This is a genomic window from Sporosarcina sp. P18a, from assembly GCF_002743135.1.
Classification (GTDB): domain Bacteria; phylum Bacillota; class Bacilli; order Bacillales_A; family Planococcaceae; genus Sporosarcina.
In genome coordinates this window covers 647,299-669,064 of the sequence record NZ_PDYQ01000001.1, presented here as the reverse complement: position 1 = coordinate 669,064, position 21,766 = coordinate 647,299, and the positions used below count along the sequence as shown (strand labels likewise).

Sequence of the window (21,766 nt, the reverse complement as noted above, 5' to 3'; positions counted from 1 at the left end):
TTACAAATATATGTTAACATAATTCAGAACTTAGTTAACACATATTTTTAAAAGGAGCGTACAATGTGTCGATATTATTCATTACCGGAACAGATACCGATGTAGGAAAAACCGTAGCCACTGTGTTACTCAGTGATTTTTTATCTAAAAACGGTCGGCATTTCATACCATTTAAACCAGTCCAAACGGGAGCAGTTATACACAATGAACGCATTGCGGCGCCAGATAGTATGACGTATGGGCTAGCGTCTGGTAGAGAGCAACTACATCCCGACTATTTATTCACTACGCCTTGCTCGCCTCATTTAGCAGCTAGGTTGGAAAATGTACAAATTGATACAGACAAATTGACTCAATCCGTGAAGAAACTTTGCAGTAGTAATGACGGAATTGTAATAGAAGGAGCTGGAGGGCTCTATGTTCCGTTCACTTCTGAAGGCTATTGCATGATCGACTGGATGGAGGAACTGCAGGCTCCTGTTGTAGTAGTGGCACGAGCAGGAGTGGGGACGATAAACCATACACTCCTTTCAATTGAAGCAATGAAAGCAAGAGGCATTCGCATCGCAGGGCTTTTATTCAATGATTTGGCGCAAGACTCCCCCAACATCATCCAAGATAATGTGGAAATGATCTATAGGATGAGCGGTGTTCCAGTGATTGGGGTCATTCCCTATCAAACAGACATTCAAGAAACATTGATCGATTCGGAAAAGAAAAAGACATGCTACGAAGAGTGGGATTATACAATTTTAGAGGAGGCGTTACCAAGTGGAAGCAAATCAGTTGCTCGAGAAAAGTAAGCAATATATGTGGCTACCGTTTACACAGATGTCGGATTACGAGAAAGATCCGCTGATCATCGCCAGTGGAGAAGGTGTGACCGTTACGGATATACATGGCAAAACGTATTTGGACGGCTATTCCTCTTTGTGGCTAAATGTACACGGCCACCGGAAAAAGGAGCTAGACGAGGCGATTCAAACACAACTACAGTCCATTGCGCATTCAACGTTACTCGGTGCTGCAAATATACCTTCGATTCTATTGGCGGAGAAATTAGTGCAATTAGCACCCGAAAAATTGACGCGTGTATTTTACTCCGATAGCGGCGCGACGTCAGTTGAAATAGCGGTTAAGATGGCGTATCAGTATTGGCAGAATAAAGGTTTCGAGAAAAAAACACGTTTTGTAACCGTCAGCAATGGGTATCATGGCGATACGGTCGGTACGATGAGTGTCGGGTCTATTGAACTGTATCACAAAGTCTATACCTCCCTTTTATTTGATGCGCTCGTCATTCCGTTCCCGTTAGTTTACCGCCACCCTTCAGGTGATGCGAATACCGTGCGAGATGAAAGCCTACGTCAACTGCGCTTGCTATTTGAAGAACGCCATGAAGAAATCGCCGGAATGGTGCTTGAGCCGATGATTCAAGGAGCTGGCGGAATGAATACGATGCCAGCAGGTTATTTAAAGGGCGTTGAAAAATTATGCAAGGAATTTAACGTATTACTGATTGTCGACGAAGTAGCCACTGGTTTCGGACGTACTGGGAAAATGTTCGCTGTCGAGCATGAAGAAATAGAGCCCGACCTAATGACTATAGCTAAAGGACTTACAGGAGGCTATTTGCCAGTTGCGGCTACATTCGCGACCGAAGAAATTTACAATGCATTTTACGGAGAATATGAGGAAATGAAAACATTCTTCCACGGACATTCCTACACGGGGAACCAGCTGGGATGTGCAGTGGCATTAGCGAACTTGGAGATTTTTGAGAAAGAGCAACTAGTAAAGAAAGCAGAGGAAAAAGCTGCGTTACTTAAAGAATTACTAGTGGATATTCAGCAACTTCCGCATGTGGGAGATGTTAGACAATGTGGCTTGATGTGCGGAATTGAAATCGTCAAAGACAAGCACACTAAAGAATCCTTCCCACTAGAAAGCCGTGTCGCTTACCGCGCTACGCTAAAAATGAGAGAGCTCGGTTTACTGACTAGGCCGCTCGGTGATGTCATTGTCCTGATGCCACCTCTCGCTACTTCAACTGAACAGTTAACGGAAATGGTGAAACTGATGAAGGCAGGAATACAGGCGGTGACGGAAGATTTAGTGGGCATGAGTAGTATCCAGCAATAACTACAAGATTTATAAAACAAGACTGCACTAGAAACCATGATTGTTTCTAGTGCAGTCTTGCTCGAATTATCGTTTGGTGTTCTTCATTCTATTATCCAATCGGTAGTCATGGCCATCTTTGCATCCATAAACAGATCGTAGTGAACCATCACTTCGCATAGCGCTCCACCATTTCCCGTGTCACAGTAAAACGCGGTTCTGTTGTATCGCCGTCTACTTCTTCCACTCCAATTAATACAGAAATTACGCGTTCTCCATTGAACACCCCACTTCCTGTAAAACAAGAACCAGCAGCATCCGTATATCCAGTCTTTAATCCATCCACGCCATTCATTTGCATACGCATACCAGGCAACAGAAGATTCGTATTCCACATCTTTACTCCTTGTTTAGAGATGAAGTGCGTCATACTAGTAAATTCCAGTACTTCAGGATGCGTTTGAATGAGTCGATCCGCAATGATTGCCAGGTCTTTAGCGGAAGCCAAGTTGTTTTTCCCCTCACCTCTACCTAAATAATCGCCATCCAAGCCATGTGGATTAAAGAAAACCGTTTTCTTTAGTTTAAACGCACGCGCTTGTTCATTCATCATGGCAACGAACTCCTCTTCCGTTCCACCGACCATTTCAGCCAAAGCAAGTGCCGCATCATTCGCTGAAATGATCGTCATCGCAGTGAATAACTCCCGAACTGTGTAGCTTTCATTGGCCTGCATGCCTAATTTCGCAGCACTCGCAAACTGTGCCATATTTAGAACGGTGGGACTTGGCTGATAGATAGTTTCCCAGGAAATCGTGCCATTTTTGATCGTGTTCAACACGATATATTGCGTCATTAATTTGGTCATGCTAGCAATCGGTAAGGACTTTTTGCTGTTTTTCTCATACAACACCTCACCTGTATCTGCATTCAAAAGAATCATAGCCTCAGAAGATGCACTCCAATTGTCATCTATCCGTTGCACATCTTTCCATTGAGTAACGACTGCATAGATTCCCACACAGATGAGTAATACTAGTAGTAATTTCTTCATTTATACACCTGCCTATACTATTCATTATGAAGGAGAAGTCCTCTGAATGGTAGCGGATGTTTCTGAAGATTATATGAAGAAGAGAAAATACGCAAAAATAGAAAATTCTCTTACTCTTGGTGAGCAGGTCTCATTGTGATTTTCATTTTTCCAGTGGCTAGTAAGCCATGTGTTTTTTTGCAATACCTGGAATACTGTTCATGACCTTCGGTGTAGTATCGGAAGAAAGAACAAACGGGACAACGACTACAAACCGTATCCAGCGTTTCATTTGGGCATCCTCAATAGTTTTATATTTAGTACATCATTATCTGAATAGTTAACCTGTTTACAGATGACGGTATACCAGTATTATTATTCAACCCTATTCATCATTTTATGTAGTTTCAACTGTGTAACGTTTCATGATCGCTCTCATGGAAATGTAGCATGTTTTCTATTCTTTTTTAAGTTCAAGCGTATCTCTTCCGACTATTTATTGTAATGTCAAATTGTCTTTATCATCACAAAAAAGACGACAATCCATTCACATTCGAATGAATCGTCGTCTTTTCGTTTTGGAGAAATCAAAGCGTATAGTGACATTGATTTTTCACATGCTAATCTGGGTAATAGAACCGATTACTTCGTATAACCGTTCATTTGAGATTGAGCCTGACGCACTAATCGCTTTGTAATTTCTCCGCCGACGGATCCGTTGGCACGCGATGTGGAGTCTGGTCCAAGGTTTACACCGAATTCGTTTGCGATCTCTTCCTTCATCTGGTTGATCGCCTGTTGTACGCCTGGCACTAATAGTTGGTTTGAGTTACTGTTGTTTGGCATGTTGTCCACCTCCTTCTGACAATAGAATGAGCAGATTTTTAAAAAACATACTGTAAATTTTTAAAAATGATGATTTTTTATTTCCTTCATATAATAGGCAATCGAACAAAAAAATAAACAACCTCTACCGTTCCAATCTGGCAGAGGTTGCAGACTTATGATTGTATTTTTTCTTCGATTAGTGTTCCCTTACACAATTGTTTACTACGCTCTAACTCTTCGATCATTTTTTTCTTCACGGCATTTGACCAGCCAAGTTGAACAGCTAGGAAATCAATGATGGGCTCTTGCCATTGATTGACCCAGTCGATGTCAAAGAGTAATGCGCCTGTTCGTCTCCAGAAAAAATCTACAGGTGTACAAACGAATTCTTTTGAAATGGAATACCACGCTTGTGCGTAAATTTCAATCGGTAAATTGGCTTTTCGTGCATCAGCCTTTCCGTTTTGGATGACGCCGAATAACTCATCGACGTTTGATCCATAATGGGTGACGAGTGCATAAGCTGTTTGCTCGGATAATCCTAGGCTCATCCCTTCTTTCACTTTTCTCTGAACGAAGGCTTCAAACCCTTTAGAACCACCTACATGACCGCCTGAAATAGGTAGCTTTTTTGTACGGCAAGACGGAACTTTTTTGCCATATGACGTTTTTAGATCTGCAGCGATACGATCGACAATCATTTCCGCCATTTTGCGATACCCTGTTAACTTTCCGCCAGCAATCGTTAATAAACCGGAATCCGAGACCCAAATTTCATCTTTTCGGGATATCTCCGAAACACTCTTTCCTTCTTCTTGTATAAGTGGTCTTAGACCTGCCCAACCCGATTCAATTTGTTCTTCGCTAATCTCCAGTTTTGGAAAAACAAAATGAATGGCGTTTAGCAAATAGTCTTTATCTGCCTGTGTAATCTGCGGCTCCGTCAAACTTCCTTGATAATCTGTATCGGTTGTTCCTATGTATGTTTTACCGTTGCGCGGAATCGCCAACACCATGCGCCCGTCCGGTGTGTCAAAATAAATCGTTTGTTCTAAAGGAAAGACCCGTTGATCAAAGACCAAATGAACGCCTTTAGTTAAATGAAGTTGTTTTTGATCAGGCTCTGCGTCTTTGTGACGGACTTCATTAACCCATGGACCAGCTGCATTGATCACTTTTTTTGCGAAAATCATTCGGGATTTTCCCGTTAGTTGATCAATTGTTTCAACACCCGCCACTTTGCCGTCATGATAAACGAATTTCGTTACTTTTGTATAATTTAAAACCGATGCCCCATACTGAACAGCTTCTTTAATCACTTCAATCGTTAAACGTGCATCGTCTGATCGATACTCTACGAATTTCCCTGCACCGAGGAGACCTGTTGGATTCAACTTTGGTTCATCACGAAGTGTCTGCTTTTTTGATAACATGCTTTTACGTTCTGATTTCTTTACTTTGGCTAATGTATCATAGACCCGTAAACCAATTGAACTGCTAAATTTACCGAACGTCCCTCCTTTATAAATGGGCAACAACAACCATGTAGGAGTCGTCACATGTGGTCCATTTTCATACACTACCGCACGTTCTTGTCCAGTTTGTGAAACGATTTTGAACTCCAAGTTCTTTAAATAACGTAATCCCCCATGAATCATTTTCGTCGAGCGACTAGATGTTCCTGCCGCAAAGTCCTGCATTTCCACTAACACTGTTTGTAGTCCTCGGCTCGCTGCATCCAGCGCTATACCCGCTCCCGTCACGCCGCCTCCAATTACAAGTACATCGAATTCTTCTGTTCGTATATTTTCCAATATATCCTCTCGTCGAAAGCGAGGCTGTCGTTTTATCATATGTAAACAAGCTCCTATCTTCACATCTTCAATAGCATAATACTACAACTAATCCGAATACTTTTAAAGTTAATTGACAAACTATTTGATTCGTGTGATAATTTCTACATGTTTAGTAGGATTTATGGTATATAAAACAACTAGAGAACTCGGCATACAGGCTACATTTACCAAATAATGAGAGAGACATTTGTTTGTAACAGACCTGTCCGTTAATGGATTGGTCTTTTTTTATATTACAGGAGGTCGTATGGATGGACGTATTTGTCAATGAACAGAACTATACTACATATCGTTTTTTAGAAATCGAAGAGATCAAACAGTATGTGAGAAATCTAGGTCTTTTTCCTGAACCTGGGGACATAAATGTTATCGAAGTAAGTGATGGCAAGATCAATCACGTATATAGACTACAAAATGAATATAGGTCCATCATTTTTAAGCAAGCAGTTCCATACGCACGCGTTGTTGGCGAATCGATGCCTTTACCACTTGACCGCGTACGTGTTGAAGCGGAAGTGATGAAGGTATACGAAGAAATCCTTCCGAAAAGCGTGCCTGCCGTCTTACATTTGGATGAAGTGATGGCGATCGTTGTGATGGAAGACATGCTTCCACTTGAAGTGGGTCGAACTGCATTAATCAATGGAAGTGAGTCCGCTCGCTTTGCGACAGACATTGGCAAAATGACTGCCGAGGTGCTGTTTAAAACATCTGATTTCTATATGCCCTCACCAATCAAAAAAGAGCTACAAGCACGATTGGCAAACCCTGGAATGCGACAGTTGACTGAGCAATTGGTGTTTGATTGGCCCTATAGTGACCACGAGACCAATGAGTGTGAGACTGGTATGCGCAACGAAGTAAAATTTCTTAGTCAAGACCAGCGCTTATTACTTGAGGTAGCTCAACTGAAACATAAATTCATGACAAAAGCGGATGGCCTTATTCACGGCGATTTGCATAGCGGCGCAATTTTCACAGGAGATAACCGAACAGTGATTTTCGATACGGAGTTTGCGCTTTTCGGTCCTTTTGGCTTTGACCTTGGACAATTCATCGCGAACCTATTTTTGAACGGGATTGCCTTCCCCAACTATAAAGAAAAGCGTTTTGAGCAAGCGAAAGAAACTTGGTATGCATTTGCGGAAACATTTTCTAACCTATGGCAGACCAGTACACATGAACGTTATACGAAAGTCGATGGATTTTACACGATAATTATGGAAGAACTCTTTACTGATATCATTGGCTATGCGGGATGCGAACTAGTACGACGAGCAATCAGTATTGCACAAATTCCAGACATGAATACAGAACAAGATGAAGACTTGCGCATGGCGGCTAGAAAAGAAGTCTTATCGCTAGGTAAATATATGATTATGGAACGTAAACATATTCATTCTCTAGAACAATTGAGTCATTGGTTTCAAGCAACTAGATAAATAGTAAGAGGAGGCAGTTTGATGGGCGTTACAGCAACCTATTTATTCCCCACTCATCCAAATCAGGAAAAAATTGCAGAACAACATGCTCTTGGATTAACGATTGGTTCATGGACCGATATTCCCCATATTGAGCAGCAACAATTGAAACATCATAAAGGAGAATTGGTATCTGTTGTCAAAGGCGAGCAGAAAGATACAGTGACGATTTTTTATCCGTCAGCTAACTTTTCAGCGGACCTACCGGCAATCTTTACTACGGTCTACGGAAAATTATCCTTTTTCGAAGGGTATGAACTGATTGATTTGCAGTTTGACAATTCATTACTCGCACAATTCCCTGGCCCACGCTTTGGTGTCAATGGTATTCGAGAAAAGATCGGTGTCTACGATCGCCCGCTATTGAAAGCGATCTTCAAAGGAGTGATGGGACGGGATTTATCCTTTTTCTCCACTCAACTCCAAGAGTTATTAGCTGGTGGTATCGATTTGATCAAGGACGATGAAATTCTGTTCGAAAATGAATTAACGCCGTTTTATCAACGGGTAACTACTGCTAAAGACATTCTCACGCATCATTACGAGAAAACAGGCGCACACGCTTTATATGCCGTCAATTTATCAGGGAGATCCCATGAACTGCATGAAAAAGCAGAACGCGCAACTGAACTAGGCGCAAGCGCTTTATTATTCAATGTGCATAGCTATGGTCTGGATACGCTACAATCACTACGGGAAAATGATAATATCGGATTACCGATCCTCGCCCACTCCGCATTATCCGGTGTGCTCGCAGGTCAAGCTGGCAGTGGATTTTCCTATCCTTTGCTTGTTGGAAAGTTGACGCGTCTCGTTGGTGGTGACCTTTCGCTCTTCCCGAGTCCATATGGCAATGTGGCGATTTCACGCGAAGATGCACTGGGGATTAATGAGGAGTTAATAAAAGATAATGGATTTGAGCGAACGTTTGCAGTGCCTTCCGCTGGAATTCATCCGGGAATGGTCCCACAGTTGCTTGAAGACTTCGGTGACAACTTGGTCATCAATGCGGGAGGCGGGATTTTTGGGCACCCAGATGGTCCAACACCTGGTGCACAAGCTTTCCGCGCAGCAATCGATGCAAGTGTTTATCAAATTCCATTACAAGAAGCTGCAAAAACATCCAGCCCATTGCGGCTCGCATTGGATCAATGGGGCACGATTGACGTTAAGTGAAGTGGAGGGTGAACGATGAGTAACGTAGTAATTTTCTGTGATTTTGATGGGACGATTACGAAAAAAGATAATATTATGAGCATTATGAAAGAATTCGCAGTGCCTGGCTGGAAAGAGATAACAGATGATATTTTACAACAAAACATCTCGATCCAAGATGGGGTCAGGCAACTGTTTTCGTTCATTCCGAGTTCGCTACAAAAGGATATCATTTCTTTCGTCTTACGGGATGCGGAAATCAGAGAAGGATTCAGCGAGTTTGTACAGTTTACGAGAGAACAGAATATTCCACTCTATATTGTCAGTGGCGGAATCGATTTCTTCGTTCATCCTGTGCTGGAGCCTTTTGGACCTTTTGATCATATTTATTGTAATGAAGCGACATTTGACGAAGAACGAATTAGGATTCATTATCCGCATGCTTGTGATGCGCACTGCACGAAGCAAGATTGTGGTTGCTGTAAACCGTCTATCATGCGTAAGCTATCAGACCAGCAACAGACACGCATTGTCATCGGTGATTCGGTAACAGACTTTGAAGCCGCAAAATCGGCTGATGTAGTTATTGCAAGGGACTTCCTAGCAGAAACTTGTGACAAACTGGACATTCCGTATTCGCGCTTTGAAGTATTTACCGACTGTATCGACATCGTGAAAGCACATGTATAATTTAAAATAGATAGGAGCGACTACTACTATGGCAACGATTACGATTCAAGGGTCGAACGAAGTGATTGAAGGACAACAGGAAGTTGCCCAATTCCTCACCCAACAAGAAGTGATTTATGAACACTGGCCGATTGACCAATTACCTACACATCTCCGTGAAAAATTCAATCTGACGGATTCTGAAAAAGAAGAAATTCTTCACGCGTTTAAATCAAATATTGATGCAATTTCGGAACGACGTGGCTACAAAGCGGCAGATGTCATCTCGTTATCTAAAGACACACCGAATATCGAGGAAATGTTGAAGAACTTCGAACGGGAGCATCATCATACCGATGACGAAGTTCGTTTTATCGTCAGTGGTCATGGTGTATTCGTTATTCAAGGAAGAGATCAGCGCTTTTTTGAAGTACATCTAGATCCAGGTGATTTAATTTCTGTACCAGAAAACATTCGTCATTATTTCACATTGGCAGAGGATCGCCAAGTAGTGGCTCTTCGGATTTTCGTTACACCTGAGGGCTGGGTAGCGGTATATTGATTGATGAATAAGCGTTCTAAAATGAAAGCACCTTCCTCCCATTAAGAGGTCAAGGTGCTTTTCGGTATGGACACGTCTCTAGAAAGATCGGTTCCGTCTGACTTCCCTACTTAGCTTTTTCATATATAGCGCAATGAACGTAAGTTTTTGTCAGGCTAGGCGATTTTCAATCGCATTTTCCACCTATTATTCTCTACACAAAAGTTTTTATCTGATTACTGCGTGTACCGCCTTCATTAAGGGTATGTACTGAGTAAGGTTAAAATAATGAGTGAGGTGAGTTTAATTGGCAAATTACCATGATTCATTTAATAAATCCAAAGCGGAGTTGCGACCTGAACAATTAAAAAAGATCGTAGACTACTCTACATTTCCATTTGATTCAACTGAACAAGTAGAAAAGCTTACAAATATCGTCGGACAACAACGTGCACGCTCCGTGATGAACTTTGGCCTACACGTAAATAAACCCGGATATAATTTATACGTCGCGGGAATAGAGGGAGTCGGGAAAACATCTTTTGTCAATACAGTCGTTCATGACTTTTCAGAGAAAGAAGCTACCCTATTTGACTGGTGTTACGTAAATAACTTTGAGGACGAGTACAAACCAAAAGTACTAAAACTCCCCGTAGGATTGGGAAAACAACTTCAAAAGTCCATGGAAGACTTGTTGAAAGATTTACAAGTTGATATTCCCACAGCTTTTAACGAAGAAAACCGACTCAAGAACCGTTCATCGATCATTCGGAAATATAAAGACCAAGTTGATCAAGTGTATAAACGTACGAATGAAATAGCTGCTGAGAACGGCTTTCTACTAAAACAGTCTGATTCCACGGTCGCGACAATACCGATGGGTGAAGACGGAAATCCTATAAGCGAGGAAGCATATAAGAAATTAACTGAAGAACAACGGGCAGCTATTGAAAGTAACTCTGTCAAATTACAAGAAATTATATTTGAAGCGACAGAATCTATCCTCCGTTTTGAACAAGATTTGAAGAAATCATTGGCAGGCTTTGATCATCAAACAGCCATTACGACAATCGATTTTCATATTGATGAAGTAAAAAAGATCTACAAAGACTGTCCTGAAGTGATGCATTATATAAAAGCGGTTCGAAAAGATCTCAAGAATAATTTCCAAATTTTTTTATCCACTCCAACTACAAAAGAAGACAAACAACTAGGCAATCTGTTCAATGACGAAAATCAAGCATTAAAAAAATATACGATAAATGTACTCGTCGATCACAGTGAAACTACAGGCATGCCCGTTATTTCTGCAGATAACCCGACTTTTTATAACCTAATGGGCAAGGTGGAATATGAAAATCGAATGGGTGTCATGAGCACGGATTTTACTAAAATAAAACCTGGCTATTTGCATAATGCAAACGGAGGGTATCTTCTGATCCAAGCGAAAGATATTTTTTCGAAAAGCCAAGCGTGGGAAGGTTTAAAGAGAGCATTATTAATTCATAAATTACAAATTGAGAATATAGGTGAACATGCCAGCGTCATTGCTACCGCTTCAGTAAATCCAGATCCGATTCAACTTGACGTAAAAGTGATTATTATTGGGAACATGGACATTTATCAAGCACTTTATCATCACGATGAAGATTTCCGTAAACTGTTTAAAATTCGCGTAGACTTTGATGTGGAAATGAAATACAACCAAGAGAATATTGCAGGGTTGGTTAGTTTCATTCATACACATGGCAAAAAATATGGACTTCGACATTTTGACTCTTCAGCTGTCGCAAAAATTATTGAATACAGTTCGCGTGTCGCTGGCGATCAACACAAATTATCCACTCGTTTTAATTTACAAGTAGAATTACTTTATGAAGCGGATGCATGGGCAGGCATCATGGGAGACGACCTAGTTACGGCCAAACATATCGAAAAAGCCATTCAGGAAAAGAGATATCGATCGAATTTATATGAAGAGAAAATTCAAGCGAGTATTGATGAAGGAAGTATACTGATTGATACGACAGGAGAGAAAATCGGACAAGTTAATGGCCTGGCCGTCTATGATTTAGGGCAATATCATTTCGGCAAACCATCACGCATTACGGCTACCACGTTTATGGGTAAGAAAGGTTTTGTTAATATTGAAAGAGAAAGCCAGATGAGCGGAAATACACATAACAAAGGCGTGTATATATTGGGAGGATATTTAGGGCAAAAGTTCGCCCAAAAGTATCCGTTGGTCTTGACTGCACATATCGCTTTTGAACAATCTTATGGTGGTGTGGATGGTGATAGCGCATCCAGCACAGAATTGTATGCCATTCTCTCAAGTCTGGCGGAAATTCCCATCCATCAAGGATTAGCTGTCACTGGATCGGTCAATCAAAACGGCGAAATCCAGCCGATCGGCGGCGTAAATGAGAAAATTGAAGGCTTTTATAATGTATGTAAAAATAAAGGACTAACAGGCAAACAAGGCGTACTCATCCCCCATCAAAATGTGAAAAACTTGATGTTGAATGATGAAGTCATTGAATCCGTTCGCGATGGACAGTTCCATATATATAAAGTGCGAACGATTGGAGAAGGTATAGAAATTTTAACGGGTATACCCGCAGGACATCCAAATGAACAAGGAGATTATGATAAAGAAACCGTCTATGGAAAAGCAGCAATGAAATTACGGATGTTTATGGAATTTGCACAAGAACAAGAGAGATGAAAGAGCATCTGCGTTTGAAATTCACGTCAGAAGTATACTTCACGTGGTTTCTAGCGCAGGCCCTTTCTTCAGCAGTACGTCAGTATATACATACTATTCAGTCAATCGTAATAAATCATTAAAATACACCTATGTATTTCCATCTAGCTTACATTCTCAAGTCATTTTTGTTACATTCTCTTCTACGATGTCGAAAAGCTGTACAATGGAAATACGATAGTTTTCTGAAGGAGCCGAATTATGAATAAAAAACGTTTATCTTGGGTAGATGTCACCAAAGGTTTTTTGATGATTCTCGTCGTGATTGGACATTATCCTGGGCAGTTGGATTTCCCACTCGTTAAATATATCTACTGGTTTCACATGCCAGCCTTCTTCATTTTAAGCGGTTTGTTTTTTAAGCCTGTCATCGAGAAAGGCTTCATGAAACAATCGATTCAAAAACGATTTATGCAGTTGATTGTCCCCTATTTGTTTTTCCTAGTAAGTATTACACTGATTCGTTATGGGATAGAGATTGGTTCGGGGAATTTCGATTGGTCATGGTACGTCCATGATATATGGACCATTATTGTTGGAGGACGTTTTGTACGTGGTGCCTATGGTGTTTTCTGGTTTGTTACGACTCTATTCTTTACATACTTGTTCTTCTTATGGATGACAAAATACTTTAGCCGTACAAAACAACTCATAATTTTAGCTGTTTTTTATAGTGTTGCCCACCTTGAAAGCTTGTTCGCGATGCGTGTCATTGGCGGTGCTCCATCTACTGCAGCGCAAACGATCCCAATGATTTGGAACATCGATGTTGCGCTTATGGCAGTCGTCTATTTTTCACTCGGCTATTATTTGAAGAATTTTTGGATGAACATTCCGAAAAAGTGGTTAGTTACGGGGTTGCTTATTAGTCTCACAGCCATATCTTTAGACAACTATCACGTCATTGACTATCACTTGAGCATGAAATTTTTACGCTATGACCATTTCTTTTTAGACTTGATCATCCCGCTTTCTTTCACACTGGTGTTAGTCGGTGCGTTCCAACTCATAGTAGCCAAGTTATCGTTAAATTGGCTACAGAAAATCGAAAAGCATTCCTTAACGATCATGTATTTACACATCTTCACGGATATTTTATTAAATGATTACTTTACGTATGGGATTGTCGGCTTCACGGCCTTCGGTTTGTTTATTCCCATCTTCGTTTCAATCATCATACAAAAATGTATGCCACACGGAAAATTATTCCTCGGTGGGTTTTCACAGAAAAAGAACACGCAAATTGCTCAATAACAAAAGTACCTGCGTACGAAACATTCATGAATCATTTCTTATTCATGTTGGATTTGTAGCGCAGGTACTTTTTTGACTCTATAATCACTGTGTACGAAGCTCCGATAGAACCTGAAAAATCGGATACCATAATAAAAAACCAAGAAACTTTTCGGAAAAAGTCTTGGTTTTTTATTTACATCCTTATTAAGAAGGCGAGTGAACCGGCTCATAAAATACAGGAGGAACTGAGCCGAAGCATCTGCGGTGATACAACATCGGTTCTTTTGTTGTGTCAGCCTGTAAATCCAATACTTCACCAATTAAGATGGTATGATCGCCCGCTTCAATAGTTTGGAATGTCTTACATTCAAATACTCCAAAGGCTCCTTCAATAATTGGTAGCCCATTTTCAGAAAGCTCCCATTGGCAATTAGCGAAACGGTCTTCCACTTTGCTTGCAAATGTTTTGCATAGCTCTTGTTGCTCGCCCGCCAATACGTGAACTGCAAATTTCCCACCTTTTGTGAACGCTTCCAATGAAGATACTTTATGATCGATTGACCATAGCACCATGAGTGGATCTAATGAAACAGAAGCGAATGAGTTAACTGTTAACCCTACAGGCGTTCCATCTTCTTTCGTTGTAGTCAGGATGGTAACCCCCGTCGGATAATTCCCCATGATTTGCTTAAAAAGATCTTGTTTTTCAATATTCCCCATAATATATCTCTCCTTTTCAATCTAAATTATTTATCAATTTTTCTTATGTTAAACGTGGTTTCTTACCTGTCAAAGATATGAGACTATAAAGCACTGCCGTAACAAGAATGGTTGGATACACAGCGCCTACTGAATTATTGAGAAATTCTGTGTTACTGACTACTAGGAAGAAAACTACACCAAAAGCCCAAACAGCCACGGCTTTTAGATTCACGCCTTTGTAATACCAGTATTCTCCTCCTGTTTTCTCGAATTCCCTGACATCATATGAGCGCTTCCTCACAATGAAATAGTCAGCTACCAATATTCCAAGCAATGCACTTAAAACCATACCGATATATTCTAAGAAGCCCATAAATGTATCCAAGAAACTAGCTAGGAATAATGGTATTAGCATTAGAAAACCTGCTAAGATCGTTACCATCCAAATGGAGTGCAAAGGCTTGATCTTTTTCGTCACATTTGTGATGGAAATCCCTGCCGCCATCAAGTTTACAACATTGGTTGTCACACACGCTACTACGATGAGAATTAATGCAAATGATCCGAGACCAAGATTAGTTACAATAGAACTAGGGTCCGAATTTTCCGGATCATAAATTCCCGTGCTTAGCGCTGCACCGATTGTGGCAATGATTCCGATAAATGCAAACCATAATAAGGAAAGATATGCGCCTACGAGCGGAGCGACAGTCGCTGTTTTTGCTGATCGTGTATACCTTGTAAATTCAGCAATTCCCAACACCCATGCCAAACTGAACGCAGCCATAATATCTACAGCTTTTCCAACTGGTACAACCGAATCTGCTGGCGCACTCCAATTCATGATGGCGGACAATGGATGCGTTTTTAATACGACAACAGTAATCCAAATACCTAACACGAGAACCAATACCATACCAATTCTTTCAACAATTTTAATGGAATTTCTCCCTAGCGATACCGCCACAAAGTTCAACAAACTCATGAAAACGATACCAGCTATCATCGGTCCTACACTTCCCGGCTCACCGTACGCTGACCAACCAAATAAGTCTTTTAAAATAAAACTCATGGAGATCACAGCGATAAATGTGTTAACTACTGCCCATCCAAGAAATACAATGGTGTTTAGTACCGTCGGGAGAAGACTTCCTCTCACACCGAAAGCGGGTCTGGTCAAAGCCATGGTAGAGGTCCCTACCTTAAAACCCATATATCCAACGAGTGCTAATATTAGATAGGCGATAGGATTGGAAATCAACGTGACACCAATCGCCCCTGCAAACGCCATTCCAGCTACTGTTCCTCCTACATACCAAGAGGCATTATTTGAGTTGGCCCCAACCCAAATCGCCACCATGTCAAAAAAACCAATATTTCTTTGACTCATAGGGACTTCTACAGTCGCGTAATGTTCTTCCGTAGTAGCATCTAGTTGGTTGTTTTGCTGTGTTAGAGCGTCTGCCTCTAGCGTTACGCCTACCTCGGCCTTTACTGTGTCGATAGACTTCATAATCTTCCCCCTTTTTTAACGATTTACCTGAATGTTAAAAGTTCTACATTTCCGGCTGAGCTTAAACGGCTCGGTGAAATTCGGGCACCATAACGTGAGGCATAATTTGTTCATACAGTACAGTTAGCTGTTAACTTGTTATACACTTCTCTTAAATTATCCGGGGTAAATTGTAATTCATCCGGCATACTAGATTCCCAAGCGTGATAAGGTTCCCCCAATAATTTATTGCAAATTTGATCCGCATCAAAAATACTTATATCGTAAACCCAATTACCCATCATACAGACTGCTGCCATATGTGCACCAACTGTTGTGGTACCGCAAATATCCTTCACTAAATTGATCTGATAATCACGATAGTAAGCATCCATCACAGTCGAAAGGACACAGACATCTGTTAGAACCCCACCTACAATTAAGTTCTTTATATTTAAGCTTTTCAACATCAAGTCTAAACTGGATTCATGAAAACCACTGTATCGGTACTTATCCACAATGATATCGCCAGGTTGATTTTTTAACTCTTCGATGATATCAATCGAATCGGTATTCGTATTGTAGTAAAGCGGCTTCCCATTCTGATCAACAGGTTCTAAGTTTGCCAGTCCAATTCCATCGCCTCTATTGATATGGCGCGTATAAATGATGGGTATGTTTTTTTGCCTACATACTTTGATTACATTGGCTGTTTTTTTAATGATTTCATCCATTCCTGGAACAGCGGACGTACCACCTTCATTCTGTAGGTCTATTAAGAGTAATGCTTGATTCTGACTATTCAATTGATGCACTCCTTTCGTTCGTCATTTACCATGTACCATACAAGCTAATTGAAAAAATCTCACTTCTTTTATTTATATTGCAAAGCCAGCCCACTTTTATAATTCACTAATAATGGGATTCCACTTTTTAAGCTCAAGTCGACGAACTTTTTCTATTACATGGGGATCAGCCTCCGCCAATTGTTGTGCTTCTTCAAATGAATCCGCTCGATAAATAATTAATCCTCCTGATTGATCGGCAAAAGGACCTCGGGCGAAGATTTTCCCCTGTTCATCGAGCCTATCCAAGTACTCGATATGTCGCGGCAGGACTTCTGCATTTTTTTCAGGCTGAATCATGTGTAAAAATGCCGTGTAGTAAGCCATAACCTTGCCTCCTAGTTGCGATTCCAAACGACTAGTTTCATTTCTGTCATTTCTTCGATCGCATATTTCAATCCTTCTCTTCCATTTCCGCTTTCCTTGACGCCTCCATACGGCATGTTATCCACTCGGAATGTTGGAATGTCGTTGATCATGACGCCTCCTACATACAATTCATCCGCTGCATATAGTGCCGTGTTGATGTCATTTGTATAGATTCCTGCTTGAAGACCAAAACGCGAATCGTTCACTTGCTCGATCGCTTCCTCTACTGACTTCACTTTATCTATGACTAGGATGGGTGCGAATACTTCATTGCAAGAAACTTTCAGATGTGATCCTGCTTCCGTCAAAATAGTAGGGTAGAGTATATTCCCTTGTACTTCTCCACCTGTAACTACGTTTGCACCTTGGTTTTTGGCTTCGTCGATCCAACTTAGTGTACGCTCTACGTCTTTTGAAGAAATCAAAGCCGATACTTCAGTGTCTTCGCACAACGGATCACCCATTACGAGCTTTTCCGTTTCTTCTACGATTTTCGAAACGAATTCATCGTATAGCTCCTCGTGGATATAAACGCGTTGGAGTGAAATACAGACCTGCCCCTGGAAGGAGAATGCACCTGACACGCAGCGAGAAACGACTTGGTCAAGATCCACACCTTGATCGATAATCACTGCTGCATTCGAACCTAGCTCAAGAGTTACCCGCTTTAATCCAGCTTTATTTTTGATTCCAATGCCGACTGCTGGACTGCCTGTAAATGTAATCATTTTCACTCGATCATCCGTAACAATTTGATCTCCAATTTCCTGGCCATCGCCTGTGATAACGTTAAGCGCCCCTGCCGGTAATCCAGCTTCCATTAATAATTCCGCAATAAAATAGGAGGATAATGGTGTTTGTGCAGCTGGTTTCAAAACAATCGTATTTCCGGTGGCAATTGCAGGACCGATTTTATGCGCTACTAAGTTCATCGGAAAATTGAATGGTGTGATAGCGCCAATTACACCGAGTGGTTCTCGTACAGTGTAGGCCAGACGATTCACCCCGCCCCGCGCCGCATCGAGCGGGAGAGTTTCTCCGTAAATACGCTTAGCTTCTTCCGCTGCAAATTTATACGTCTCGATTGTACGAAGTACTTCACCTCTTGCTGTTGCAATGGGTTTTGCAGCTTCCATGGCAATAATTTCAGCGGCTTCTTCAGAACGCTCATGTAATAAGGAAACTAAATTTTCCAAAATTTCTGCTCGTTGATAAGCAGGCATTTTCGCCATCACTCTACGCGTCTGCAGAGCTGTTTCGATTGCTTGATCTGTTTCATGTTTTGTCGCTTTAGCAATATGGGCAATCACTTCACCTGAATACGGGGAATGCAAATCCGTGTACTCTTTCGTTTCCACCCATTCACCATTAATTAGTAAGTGTTGCGTTTTTAAGCATGCTAGCGATTTATTCATCATCATCTAGTTTACCTGCTTTCTGCTAGTGGTGGCTATATTGGATTGATACTTCATGATTTGAATGATTTTGTGTTCTTCTTGTAAATATTCTTCGATTTTAAGGCTTAACCCGCCACTTCCGAATTTAACACGCTGCTCCTCGCCATTGCCAGTTCGCTTAATATATTCAAGAAAGACCAACACATTTTTACGTCTTTCCACTATATCTTCAAATCCTCGATCATAGAAAAACGTATCAATTGTGTTGTAGACACCTTTATTCACCCCAAATCGATCACTGCAGAGACGCACGAATGCTATATCCGTCAAATGAATCGCTGTTTCAACATGCATAATGGTTGCTCCTCTCTATATATATTACTGGCCCGCTTCGACTTATCGCATGATGAATGGATCTGGCATAGGCTCGCTGGATGTGTTGATCCAAACCGCTTTGCTTTGTGTATATTCATAAATCGCATCGAAACCACTTTCTCTTCCGTGACCGCTTAGTCCGGAACCTCCGATTGGCATAAGTGGAGAAATACTTCTGTATGTATTCACCCATATGATACCAGCGTGAACGGCTTTTGCTACACGGTGGGCTCTTGCGACATCTCGAGTCCAAATTCCTGTGGCCAGGGCATATTCCGTATCATTGGCCAAAGCAATCGCTTCTTCCTCATCTTTAAATGGGATGATGCTGAGCACGGGACCGAAAATCTCTTCTTGAACTATCCGGGCATTATGATCAGTCAGTTCTATAATTGTCGGTTCAAAATACCAACCTGTTTCCGTATTTTCTGGAGTCTTCCCACCGATGACAACCTTGCCGCCTTCCGCTTTACCAATACCCACATATTCCTTCACTCGTTCAAGTTGTGCCTCCGTAGCAAGCGGACCCATTTCAGTCTCGTCAAGGAGCGGATCTCCTATTTTAATTCGTTTGACGCGCTCCACCAGTTTGTCAAGCACTTGATCGTAAATGTCTACGTGAAGCAATGCGCGGGAACCCGCTACACAACTTTGACCGGATGCTCCGAAAATTCCAGCAATGATACCCATTGCAGCGCTTTCAGGATCGGCATCTTCAAATACGATGTTAGGCGATTTTCCACCAAGTTCAAGAGATACTTGCGCAAAGTTTTCTGCTGTATTCCTGACGACATGACGTGCTGATTCGCTGCCCCCTGTAAAGGCTACTCTTCTTACGAGCGGATGAGCTGTCAACGTATTGCCGACTGGCATTCCAAAACCGGTGACAACATTGACTACGCCTTTTGGAAATCCTGCTTCTTCCACATATTTCATCAGCTCCAGCAGTGACGCGGATGTCATTTCAGACGGCTTGATGACAATAGTATTCCCCGCCACTAAAGCTGGAGCCAATTTGATCGTAGTTAAGTATAACGGTGAATTCCATGGTGTGATCGCTGCCACTACGCCTAAAGGCTCCCTCGTCGTGAAGGCAAATATATCCTTTTTGTCTATCGGCATGGTTTGGCCGTGGATCTTATCCGCCAACCCCGCGTAGTAGTAGAAAAATTCGGGTAAATAAGTGAGTTGCCCACGCATTTCCCGAAGTAACTTCCCATTATCCTTCGTTTCGAATTCTGCCAGTTCTTCAATATTTTGCGAAATCAACTCACCCAGTTTATGAACGAGTTTACCACGTTCTGTGTAGGTCATCTCAGCCCATTCTGAATGTTGAAAAGCTTCGTGTGCTGCTTGCACTGCACGATTCACATCTTCTTCGGTGCCTTCCGCTACTTCACACCAAGCCTCACCCGTTGCGGGATTATAGCTAGGGAAATATTTACCGCTTTCCGATTCGATCCACTCACCGTTGATATACATTTTATATCTTTTTAATGACATCTTGGCACACTCCTTTCATTCAATAGACATGCTTTTGGATAAATGAATGAATCGCCTGATTTACGATCTCCGGTTTTTCGACGGGTAACATATGTCTCGTATCCGGAACAATCAACAACTCAGAATTCAATAGTTTTTCATGTATTTGGCGCGACATTTTCGGTGTTGAACCCACATCATATTCGCCTGTAATGACGAGCGAGGGAACTGTAATATCTTCCAGCTGCTGCCAAACTTCTTCATCCGCCGTTGCAAATAACGTATAGGACGCCATGTACCCGTCAGCATTATTTGTTTCGAGGCGGTGTCTTACTTCATTGATCAGCTGTTGATTCTTTTCCTGAAACTCTTGATTGAACCAACGCTGAATTGCAGGCTCGATAGTAGTTTGTGGTCCTAATTCTTTCACTTTTTCAACTCTCGCAGCAATCGCTTTTCTCTGCTCGGGTGTTCTGTTGGCGACCGAATTCATAATGGTCAAGGTTCTAATTTTATCCGGAAACTTAGCGGCAAATGACTGCGCAACCATTGCTCCCATGGAGAAACCAACTAAATGTACGTTTGTCAGTTTTAACTCGTTCACAAGTGTGGCTAATTGCACGACAAACTGTGATAGTGAATAGGGACCGGGTGGATGCGATGATCCCCCGTGTCCTAGCATGTCATACGTAATTACGCGATAATTAGCAGACAAACGATTCACTTGTTGTTGCCACATTGCATGATCTAGACCGACACCGTGAATGAAAATTAGCGGTTCTCCCACTCCTTTTTCTTCATATAAAGTGGTTTCTTGATCATACGTAATGTTTGACATTAGGCAAGACCCATCTCAACCATATCTTGATGACGGTCACCTGTTCTTGGGAATGGACGGCCAGCTGTCGACACACTGATCGCAACTACGATTTCATTTGCACGCGGAGCATCTGGAATCATCGCTTCGAATGTCAAGAAATGAGAACGCTTGGAGTCTTCATTTTTATGTACCATTGGAATCAGTACGGGAGTTCCTGCACCTCCGCGTTTGTTCGTAAATGGCAAGATACTTTTGCCTCCTACTGCATCGCGGAATTTATTACCGAATTTCAATGTATGGATGAATGCTGATGCATGTTCCATTTCACCGTCAACACCCACCACCGCAGCCTTACCGAATGCTTCCACGTCGTCTGCGGAATCAATATGCTTAAATAATTCATCTACTAAAATTTCTCCAATTTCAGGAGCATATTCATTAATTTCCGGCATGAGATCTTCTACAAATCCTCTTTCAACCCAGGGATTTTTCATAACCAACATCGTGGTGATCATTTTGATCGGTGCATCTAATTGTTTGCCACCTTCCATGCGTGTTTCCTCTATTGCAGTATATACTTTGCGAACTTCTAACATA

Annotated in this window: 20 protein-coding genes; 8 read left to right on the top strand and 12 right to left on the bottom strand. The window is 41.6% G+C overall.

What is annotated here, in order from left to right; translation table 11 throughout:
• The first annotated feature begins 65 nt into the window (after window positions 1–65).
• Together bioD and bioA are read left to right on the top strand one after the other, a co-directional pair.
• Window positions 66–803: a dethiobiotin synthase gene (bioD, locus tag CSV75_RS03325; RefSeq protein WP_158231580.1), complete on the top strand. Its 738-nt coding sequence runs from the start codon at window positions 66–68 to the stop codon at window positions 801–803.
• A 7-nt stretch (window positions 804–810) separates the two neighbouring features.
• On the top strand, window positions 811–2,142 hold the full coding sequence (bioA, locus tag CSV75_RS03320; RefSeq protein WP_233191613.1) for an adenosylmethionine--8-amino-7-oxononanoate transaminase: 1,332 nt from the start codon (window positions 811–813) through the stop codon (window positions 2,140–2,142).
• A 148-nt stretch (window positions 2,143–2,290) separates the two neighbouring features.
• Here bioA and CSV75_RS03315 read toward each other — a convergent pair whose 3' ends face one another.
• The 3 genes from CSV75_RS03315 to CSV75_RS03305 all read right to left on the bottom strand — a co-directional run bounded on the left by CSV75_RS03315 (window position 2,291) and on the right by CSV75_RS03305 (window position 5,835).
• The gene (locus CSV75_RS03315) at window positions 2,291–3,175 is read right to left on the bottom strand and encodes a D-alanyl-D-alanine carboxypeptidase family protein (RefSeq protein WP_099674731.1); all 885 of its coding nucleotides are present in this window, start codon (window positions 3,173–3,175) and stop codon (window positions 2,291–2,293) included.
• 621 nt (window positions 3,176–3,796) lie between these two features.
• Window positions 3,797–4,000: an alpha/beta-type small acid-soluble spore protein gene (locus CSV75_RS03310; RefSeq protein ID WP_099629969.1), complete on the bottom strand. Its 204-nt coding sequence runs from the start codon at window positions 3,998–4,000 to the stop codon at window positions 3,797–3,799.
• 155 nt (window positions 4,001–4,155) lie between these two features.
• Window positions 4,156–5,835, bottom strand: coding sequence for a glycerol-3-phosphate dehydrogenase/oxidase (locus tag CSV75_RS03305; protein WP_099674730.1), 1,680 nt, complete (start codon window positions 5,833–5,835; stop codon window positions 4,156–4,158).
• A 254-nt stretch (window positions 5,836–6,089) separates the two neighbouring features.
• On the opposite strand from CSV75_RS03305, the gene mtnK reads away from it, so the two are divergent.
• The 6 genes from mtnK (at window position 6,090) to CSV75_RS03275 (ending at window position 13,705) form a co-directional block, all read left to right on the top strand.
• Window positions 6,090–7,280 carry an S-methyl-5-thioribose kinase gene (gene mtnK, locus CSV75_RS03300; RefSeq protein WP_158231579.1) on the top strand — a complete coding sequence of 397 codons (1,191 nt, stop codon included), beginning with the start codon at window positions 6,090–6,092 and terminating at the stop codon, window positions 7,278–7,280.
• Between the two features lie 18 nt (window positions 7,281–7,298).
• On the top strand, window positions 7,299–8,495 hold the full coding sequence (locus CSV75_RS03295) for a 2,3-diketo-5-methylthiopentyl-1-phosphate enolase (protein ID WP_369825340.1): 1,197 nt from the start codon (window positions 7,299–7,301) through the stop codon (window positions 8,493–8,495).
• 15 nt (window positions 8,496–8,510) lie between these two features.
• Window positions 8,511–9,164 (top strand): 2-hydroxy-3-keto-5-methylthiopentenyl-1-phosphate phosphatase, encoded by a 654-nt coding sequence (locus CSV75_RS03290; protein ID WP_099674727.1) that lies wholly within the window; start codon window positions 8,511–8,513, stop codon window positions 9,162–9,164.
• 28 nt (window positions 9,165–9,192) lie between these two features.
• Window positions 9,193–9,705, top strand: coding sequence for a 1,2-dihydroxy-3-keto-5-methylthiopentene dioxygenase (locus CSV75_RS03285; protein WP_099674726.1), 513 nt, complete (start codon window positions 9,193–9,195; stop codon window positions 9,703–9,705).
• Between the two features lie 286 nt (window positions 9,706–9,991).
• Window positions 9,992–12,412 (top strand): Lon protease family protein, encoded by a 2,421-nt coding sequence (locus CSV75_RS03280; protein WP_099674725.1) that lies wholly within the window; start codon window positions 9,992–9,994, stop codon window positions 12,410–12,412.
• Window positions 12,413–12,652: 240 nt separating this feature from the next.
• Complete coding sequence (locus tag CSV75_RS03275) at window positions 12,653–13,705, top strand: acyltransferase family protein (RefSeq protein ID WP_099674724.1); 1,053 nt, start codon at window positions 12,653–12,655, stop codon at window positions 13,703–13,705.
• A 186-nt stretch (window positions 13,706–13,891) separates the two neighbouring features.
• Here the strand turns inward: CSV75_RS03275 and CSV75_RS03270 are convergent, their stop codons facing one another.
• The 9 genes from CSV75_RS03270 to CSV75_RS03230 all read right to left on the bottom strand — a co-directional run bounded on the left by CSV75_RS03270 (window position 13,892) and on the right by CSV75_RS03230 (window position 21,765).
• Window positions 13,892–14,407, bottom strand: coding sequence for a flavin reductase family protein (locus CSV75_RS03270; RefSeq protein WP_199171290.1), 516 nt, complete (start codon window positions 14,405–14,407; stop codon window positions 13,892–13,894).
• Between the two features lie 43 nt (window positions 14,408–14,450).
• On the bottom strand, window positions 14,451–15,902 hold the full coding sequence (locus tag CSV75_RS03265) for a cytosine permease (protein ID WP_099674722.1): 1,452 nt from the start codon (window positions 15,900–15,902) through the stop codon (window positions 14,451–14,453).
• A 110-nt stretch (window positions 15,903–16,012) separates the two neighbouring features.
• Window positions 16,013–16,696 carry a cysteine hydrolase family protein gene (locus CSV75_RS03260; RefSeq protein ID WP_233191581.1) on the bottom strand — a complete coding sequence of 228 codons (684 nt, stop codon included), beginning with the start codon at window positions 16,694–16,696 and terminating at the stop codon, window positions 16,013–16,015.
• An 87-nt stretch (window positions 16,697–16,783) separates the two neighbouring features.
• Window positions 16,784–17,053 carry a YciI family protein gene (locus CSV75_RS03255; protein ID WP_099629958.1) on the bottom strand — a complete coding sequence of 90 codons (270 nt, stop codon included), beginning with the start codon at window positions 17,051–17,053 and terminating at the stop codon, window positions 16,784–16,786.
• 11 nt (window positions 17,054–17,064) lie between these two features.
• Window positions 17,065–18,513: an aldehyde dehydrogenase family protein gene (locus CSV75_RS03250; protein ID WP_099675326.1), complete on the bottom strand. Its 1,449-nt coding sequence runs from the start codon at window positions 18,511–18,513 to the stop codon at window positions 17,065–17,067.
• Window positions 18,514–18,516: 3 nt separating this feature from the next.
• On the bottom strand, window positions 18,517–18,846 hold the full coding sequence (locus CSV75_RS03245) for a hypothetical protein (RefSeq protein WP_199171289.1): 330 nt from the start codon (window positions 18,844–18,846) through the stop codon (window positions 18,517–18,519).
• 42 nt (window positions 18,847–18,888) lie between these two features.
• Window positions 18,889–20,370 (bottom strand): aldehyde dehydrogenase, encoded by a 1,482-nt coding sequence (locus tag CSV75_RS03240; RefSeq protein ID WP_099674720.1) that lies wholly within the window; start codon window positions 20,368–20,370, stop codon window positions 18,889–18,891.
• A gap of 19 nt (window positions 20,371–20,389) precedes the next feature.
• Window positions 20,390–21,187: an alpha/beta fold hydrolase gene (locus CSV75_RS03235; RefSeq protein ID WP_099674719.1), complete on the bottom strand. Its 798-nt coding sequence runs from the start codon at window positions 21,185–21,187 to the stop codon at window positions 20,390–20,392.
• The gene (locus CSV75_RS03230; protein ID WP_099629955.1) at window positions 21,187–21,765 is read right to left on the bottom strand and encodes an amino acid synthesis family protein; all 579 of its coding nucleotides are present in this window, start codon (window positions 21,763–21,765) and stop codon (window positions 21,187–21,189) included. The genes CSV75_RS03235 and CSV75_RS03230 overlap by 1 nt, the downstream gene beginning before the upstream one ends.
• Between the last annotated feature and the right edge of the window lies 1 nt (window position 21,766).